A 6263-nucleotide genomic window follows, 5' to 3' on the forward strand; every position below is an offset into this window, starting at 1 on the left:
CGTCAGGCGTCGCCGTCGGTGCGGGCGCGGCGCGTCAGCCCGGGACGAGGGGCTCGTCGCCGGCGCCGAAGCAGACGAAGCCCGGCACGGCCGTCTTCTCGGACGCCCGGGCCAGCGCCTCGGCGGGGGAGCGGCCCTCGGCCAGCAGCGTGTGGAAGAGCGTCATGAGCGTCAGCGCCTCGTCGTCGCGCACCGGCACCACACCGGCCACCACGCACGCGGCGTCCCCGTTGCGGGCGGCGCTGTCGAGGAAGGCCCCGGCGAGGCCCAGCGCCGCGCCGTCCACCGGTGCGTGGGCCATCCCGGCGTCGCAGGCCGACAGCACGACGAGAGGGGGGATCCGCCGCGCGGTCAGCAGGTCGTAGGCCATGAGCGGCCCGTCGTCGAGCGTGATCTGCGACAGCATGGGCCCGCGCGGACTGAACATCCCATGGGCCGCGACGTGGAGCACGTCGGCCCGCTCCAGCGCCCGGAGCGCCTCCGTCCTGGTGGCGGCGACGCGCCGCGCCCGCGCGTGCGCGGCGGCGACCATGTCGGCCTCGGCCGCGGCGTGGTCGAGCCCCGGTCCCGCGAGCGACAGCACCAGAGGGACGCCGGCAGGGCCCGGGCGCGGGGCAGGCCACGCGGCGGCGTCGGCCGCCACCGACACCGGCCGGCCGCGCAGCGAGGGAAGCAGCGGCCAGGGCAGCGTGCACAACGCTCCGGTGGGCACGACCGTCACCGGCCCGCCGGGCGGGCTCCCCACTGACGTGAGGGTGCCGGGACCGGACAGGAGAGCGCGGTCGAGCGCGGACAGCTCGCGGGCCGTCCCCTCGTCCACCGCCCCTGGAGAGGCGTCCGCGTCACGCCGCAGGGTGTCGAGCAGAGCGCGGCGGCGCAGGCCGTACCGGATCCGCACGGTCGCCTCCACCGCCGCCTGGTAGGAGCCGAGGGGCCGCAGCGCGCATCCCCGCGAGCCTGCCGTGACGGCGAACAGGTCGTCGCCGCGCCGCACGAGCTCCACGAGGAGCCCGGGTCCGGCGGACGGGACACCGTGGAGCACCGACATGGGAGCCTCGGCGCCGCGCACGACCGCCCGCCATCGCTCGGCCCATTCGAGCACCGTCCGCGCGTCGCCCGTCCGCCGGGCCCGGTCGAGGGCGATCTCCAGGCCGAACGCGGCGAGATCCTCGGCCGGCCGCGCCGCGTGCACCCGCAGTTCCGCGTCCCGCGCCACGTCGCTGTCGCTCGGGCCGGCGTCGCCGCCCGGGGCGTGCACGGCCTCGACGCCCCGTGCCGTGGCCGCCAGCGCCCGATCGAGGTCCCCGTCCAGCCGGTGCCGCATCGCCACCGCGTGCCAGCGTACGAGCGGGCGGGTGGCGGTGGCGGCGACGCGATCGAGCTGCGGACGGGCGGTCGCGATCGCGCCCAGCCGTACGGCCGCCGCCGCGGCGGTGAGCCGCAGCGCCGCCGAGGCCCCGGGCCAGCCGCACGCCGCGAGGTCGTCGGCGCAGGCGACGAGGTCGGTGACCAGGCCCTCGGTCCCCGCCGCGTTCTGCCCGCCGCCGGCCTGGGCCTCCGCCGCCGCGTCCGGTGCGTGCGCGGCCGTCGGGGCGGGGGTCTCCGCGAGGCGGGCGCGCAGGACGACCTCCCTGGCCAGGGGCAGCCAGGCCGTCCTGCCCTGCGCGTCAAGCTCCGCGAGCGCCGTGCGCGCCGTCGTCTCGGCCAGCGAAGCGTCCCCGGCGAGGAGCGCGGCCTGGGCCAGCAGCAGCCGCGCGCCGGGGAGCGCCGCCTGCGCCCCGGCCGCCACCAGTTCGGGGACGGCCTGTTCGAGCAGCGTGCGCGCCTCACCGGGCAGCCGCGCGGCCACCAGCGCCTCGGCGAAGTCCGTGCGCATCACGGCGAGTCGTTCGGGGAAGCCGAACAGCGTGGTCTCGGCCGCGCGGTATCGCGCGAAGGCGGCGGCGATGTCGCCGCGCCGGGCGGCCACGAACGGCAGGTTGCCCTCCGCCAGCATCGCGACGTGGTCCAGGCCGGCCGACCTCGCGACCCGGGCGCACTCGGCCAGGTCGGCCTCGGCCTCGCCGTACCGCTCAAGGTAGGTGTGGGCGAGGCCGCGGTTCAGCAGCCCGCCCGCGCGGAAGCGGGGATCGTCGTCCAGCAGGCCGATCGCCCGGTCGCAGTGCCGTACGGCCTCCTCGTGCCGTCCCAGCAGGATCAGGGCGACCGACCGCTGCACGCCGAGCCTCGCGAGGTCCGCTCCCGCGAGATCCCGCTCGGCGAGGTCGGCGAGGCGCAGCCCGCCCTCGGGGTCGCCGAGCTGGGCCCTGACCGTGACGAGCGACATCCTGGCCTGCGCCACCCGGCGCGGGAACCCCCGCCCCGCCGCGATCGCCTCCTCCAGCCGCTCTCCGGCGAGTTCGAGGTCGCCCAGCTCGCGAGCCGCCAGCGCCGCCGCGCGCAGCGCCACCGACGCCGCCTCGCCGCACGCGCCCGCGGCCAGGTCCAGTACGGCTCTCGCCTCCGCGAGGGCCAGCCGAGGGTCGGTCGCGGAGAGCCGTACGGCGGCCTCGGCCCTGTCGAGCGGCTCCACGTCCAGCGGGTCCCCGGAAGAAGTCATGGGTGCACGTGGATCCAGCGGGTGAAGACGGGCGGGTGGCCGGGCCGGTGGCAGACGACGCTGACCCACCCGGGCGGCAGGCCGGCCACCGCGAAGTGGCCGCTGCCGGAGGGCTCGCGGACCTTGGCGATGTGCGGGGTCCTCACCTCGATCCTGGCGTCCGGCCCGGGGACGGGGGACACCTGACCGGCCACCTCCATGCGCCCGCCGGTGACGGCCGTCTCGACGTCGATGACCAGGCCGTTCGCGCTGAAGCGGCGGACGCCGGCCTGCGCCGTCCCTGCCTCGGGAGAGGAGCGGGCTCCCGGCGGCACGGGGAGGTCGACCGGCCCGGCGGGCACGCCTCCGGGCACCCGCAGGCCGAAAACCGCTCGGGCGGCGGCCGACACGCCTTCCGGCACCGGATCGGCGCCCGCTCCCATGCGCAGGGCCGCCAGCAGGTATTCCTCCCTCAACGGGTGTCCTCCTCCACGAGGGTGCGCAGGCGGGCCATGCAGCGGGCCCGGGTGGGGCCGATGCTGCCCACCGGCAGATTGAGACGGACCGCTATCTGGGCGTACCGCGCCTCGGGGTGGAGCACGTAGAGGCGGATGAGCGACCGGCACGGCTCACCGAGCAGGTCGAGCCTGCGCCACACCTGCCTGCCGAATTCGGCGTCCACCACCGCGGCCGTCGGGTCGGGCAGCGCCGTGTCCGGCACGTCCAGGTCGGAGACCACCTCCCCGCGCGCCCTGCGGCTGAGCCGGGCCGCCTCGTGGCGGGTCGTGGTGACGAGCCACGCGCCGATCCGTTCGGGGTCGCGGATCGCGCCCGCGTTCTCCACGAGCCGGAGCCATGCGCCCTGCACGGCGTCGGCCGCGTCGGCGGCGCTCAGCCCGAACGCCCGGGCGACCGCCCACATCCTGCCGTCGAATCGGGCGACCAGGTCCTCCCAGGCGGCCTGGTCGATGATGGCGATGGAGTTGTCTGTCGGCATCTGTCACTCTGCGCGATCGGGGAGAAGCTCATGGTGACAGGAACCCTATCGATCGCCGCTCGTCACGACCACCCCGAGATTCGCGACCCGCCGGCCGCCGTCGAGCAGGCGCCGTACGGCCCGGCCCGGCGGAACCTCCCGGCACAGGCGGGCGAGCGCGCCGGTGACGACGGCGGCGGCGAACGAGGTGCCGCTCCAGGCGGCGTAACCGTGGAAGTCGCCGTAGTCGAGGAAGCTGCTGACCAGGCCGACGCCCGGGGCCCAGACGTCCACCCAGGGGCCGTACGCGGAGAAACCCGCCCTGGCGTCGCCGTCGAGCGCGCCGACCGCGACCACACCGGGCAGGGCCGCGGGCCAGAAGGGACGCGACGACGCGGTGTTGCCCGCGCACGCGACGACGGCGGGGAAGCCCGTGAGCGCTTCGGCCAGCCCGAGGGGTGGCGCGTCGTCGAAGGTGTGCCCGCCGAACGTTGTGTTCTCTAAAACACAAACACTGTGACCTGCTATTTCACGTACTTCTCCAGGGGGGACTCCGGCTCCCACACCATGCGGACCACCAGCCGGGCGGCCTTTCGCGGTCCCACGCGGTAGGCCCGGACGGGGCGGATGAGCCGGGACAGCATCTCCCGGCGCACGGACGCCGGGAGCGTGTCCCACTCCTCCAGGAGGCCGCGGGCGACCGGTTCGATGTCCTCGCCAGCCGCCCGTTCCTCTTCCTGAGCGCGGGCCAGCGCAGCCTCCAAGCTCGCCCGGGCCTCCAGCAGCTCGTCACGCAGCTCGTCATAGACGCTGTCGGGCATGGCGTCGTCGAGCAGGCGTTGGCGGGCCAGCTTCTTGAGGCTTGCGTCGACTTTCACCAGTTCCCGGGTGATGCGCTCGTGGTCAGCCCGGGCAACGGCGCGCGCGGCGTCTTGGGCGGTCCCGGCGTCAGCCCGCGTGTTCAGGTCCTTCACGAACTCGGCCAGCCGCTTCAGTACTGCCCGCTCGGCGTTGGCGCGCAGGACCCATGTGCCGGTGCAGTCCTGGGCCTTGGAGGTCATGCAGCGGTAGCCGTAGCCGCGCTGGCCTTGGCCGTTGGAGACGTGGAGGGTTGATCCGCAGTGGCCGCATTGGATCAGGCCGGCCAGGGGGTAGATGGCCTGGCGGGCACGCGGCCCGAGGTCCCGCCTCATGCGCTCGCGGCGCCGCCGGTACTCCTCCCACAGCTGTGGGGAGATCAGCGGGGGCTGGGCCCCGGGTACGAAGGTGACGTGCTTGCACCGGTTGATGTGCGGGCACTGGCAGTGCGCTCCCCGCTGGCGCAGCAGGCCGGCGGCGAATCCCGAGTCGAGCAGGATGAACAGTGAGTTGATCGACCAGGGGTTGCCGAAGGTCGTCAGGTAGCCGCGGGCGTTCAGCCACCGCACGAGTTGCTGGCTGCCTTCTCCGCGGACGTACCGCTCGTACAGGGAGGCGACCACAGGGCCGGTCTCCGGGTCCACCTCGTAGCGCTCGCCGAGGGGGTCGGCCATGTCCCGGCGGTAGCGGTTGGGCTCCTCCGGGTCAGGCACCCGGCCGAGGCGCTTGTAACCGAAGCGCCGTCCGCCGGTCGGGGGCAGCTGCCGGCTCACCCGGTTGGCCAGGGCGGCCTTCCAGTTCTCGCCGATGATGTCCGACTGCATCTCGGCCATCGCGAAGGCATTGGTCCGGGAGTATTTCCCGATCGCCGTCTCGACATCGAACGGCTCGGTGGCCGACTGCACCCGGCCGCCGACCAGTTCCACCCGGCGGACGTTGGCGAGGCTTTCCACGGTGTTGCGGCCCCACCGGTCGAATCGGTAGACCCATATCTCCCGGGCTTCGCCGGCCTCGATTCGGCCGATGCCGCGCATGACCTTCCGTTTGAAATTGCGGCCGGTCTCGTCTAAGTCGATGATCCAATCGACAATGCGCCGGTTCATCCTCAGCGCCTGGTCGGTGACGGCCGCCTTCTGGATTTCCGGGCTGATCATCGCCTCACGCTTCATCGATACCCGGATGTAGCCGATGACCGGGATCGGCTCGTCGGGGATCGGCTGGAGCTGGGATTGTGCCAGGGCGCCCATGTCTGGCTCCTTGCGGGAGGTGAAGGGGTCAGGGCTGGGAGAACCAGCGCGCCACCTCGGTGCCGTGCTGGCTCATCATTTGCGCGATCAGGTCGGTGCCGACGTCTCGGATCAGCTCCACGTGGACGACGCCGCGCTCGATTTCCAGATGCGTGAGATCGGTCCCGGGGAGATTGCGGACCATGTGGACTTGGCAGTCCACGCAGGGTTTTCGACCGGGTTGGTTGTGCATGACGAGCGTGTCGAGGATCCGCTGGCTGAGCGGCGTGACGATGGCAGGGAACTCTTCAGCAGTCTCGTCCTCGTCGACGAGTGCGATCACCTTCCCGGGATGGACGCGGATCGCCAGGGGGCTGCCCCCCAGAGATCTCCGTGAGACTCGTACATATCGGACCGTTCCAGATCTCGAATTTGCTGTGATCATCTGCATCATTCGCGTCACTTGTGTGCGGACCCCTATCTGCGGGGGGGGGGGGGGGGGGGGGGTGACGGGGTCGCTGACGGTGAGGGGGAGGGGGTTGTGGTGGAGTCGAGGCCGAGGAAGGAGATGGCGTAGGCGAGCTGGCCGCTCATGGGCAGTTGGTGGCCGACGCCGGAGATGCTG

6 protein-coding genes are annotated in these 6263 nt (G+C 73.6%); all 6 read right to left on the bottom strand.

Going from position 1 to position 6263, the window contains the following annotated elements:
- Positions 1 to 34 precede the first annotated feature (34 nt).
- Genes FLW16_RS19545 through FLW16_RS19570 form a run of 6 tightly spaced genes read right to left on the bottom strand, consistent with a single transcriptional unit; the run spans position 35 to position 5981 of the window.
- Positions 35 to 2599 carry a CHAT domain-containing protein gene (locus FLW16_RS19545; RefSeq protein WP_142561521.1) on the bottom strand — a complete coding sequence of 855 codons (2565 nt, stop codon included), beginning with the start codon at positions 2597 to 2599 and terminating at the stop codon, positions 35 to 37.
- The gene (locus FLW16_RS19550) at positions 2596 to 3054 is read right to left on the bottom strand and encodes a hypothetical protein (RefSeq protein WP_142561522.1); all 459 of its coding nucleotides are present in this window, start codon (positions 3052 to 3054) and stop codon (positions 2596 to 2598) included. The genes FLW16_RS19545 and FLW16_RS19550 overlap by 4 nt, the downstream gene beginning before the upstream one ends.
- On the bottom strand, positions 3051 to 3575 hold the full coding sequence (locus FLW16_RS19555) for an RNA polymerase sigma factor (protein ID WP_142561523.1): 525 nt from the start codon (positions 3573 to 3575) through the stop codon (positions 3051 to 3053). Before FLW16_RS19555 ends, FLW16_RS19550 begins: the two co-directional genes overlap by 4 nt.
- Positions 3576 to 3620: 45 nt before the next feature.
- The gene (locus tag FLW16_RS45260; protein WP_260615393.1) at positions 3621 to 4118 is read right to left on the bottom strand and encodes a S8 family serine peptidase; all 498 of its coding nucleotides are present in this window, start codon (positions 4116 to 4118) and stop codon (positions 3621 to 3623) included.
- Entirely contained in the window at positions 4079 to 5659 is a 1581-nt protein-coding gene (locus tag FLW16_RS19565) for a recombinase family protein (protein WP_142561525.1), read from the bottom strand. The genes FLW16_RS45260 and FLW16_RS19565 overlap by 40 nt, the downstream gene beginning before the upstream one ends.
- A 28-nt stretch (positions 5660 to 5687) precedes the next feature.
- Positions 5688 to 5981 carry a hypothetical protein gene (locus FLW16_RS19570; protein ID WP_142561526.1) on the bottom strand — a complete coding sequence of 98 codons (294 nt, stop codon included), beginning with the start codon at positions 5979 to 5981 and terminating at the stop codon, positions 5688 to 5690.
- Positions 5982 to 6263 lie beyond the last annotated feature (282 nt).

Origin of the sequence: Microbispora sp. KK1-11 (assembly GCF_006874435.1) — a bacterium.
Taxonomy (GTDB): domain Bacteria; phylum Actinomycetota; class Actinomycetes; order Streptosporangiales; family Streptosporangiaceae; genus Microbispora; species Microbispora catharanthi.

What these genes read in the sequence shown, in the direction of transcription:
- FLW16_RS19545 (WP_142561521.1), bottom strand. Translation starts at nt 2,599, where the DNA reads ATGACTTCTTCCGGGGACCCGCTGGACGTGGAGCCGCTCGACAGGGCC.
- FLW16_RS19555 (WP_142561523.1), bottom strand. Translation starts at nt 3,575, where the DNA reads ATGCCGACAGACAACTCCATCGCCATCATCGACCAGGCCGCCTGGGAG.
- FLW16_RS19565 (WP_142561525.1), bottom strand. Translation starts at nt 5,659, where the DNA reads ATGGGCGCCCTGGCACAATCCCAGCTCCAGCCGATCCCCGACGAGCCG.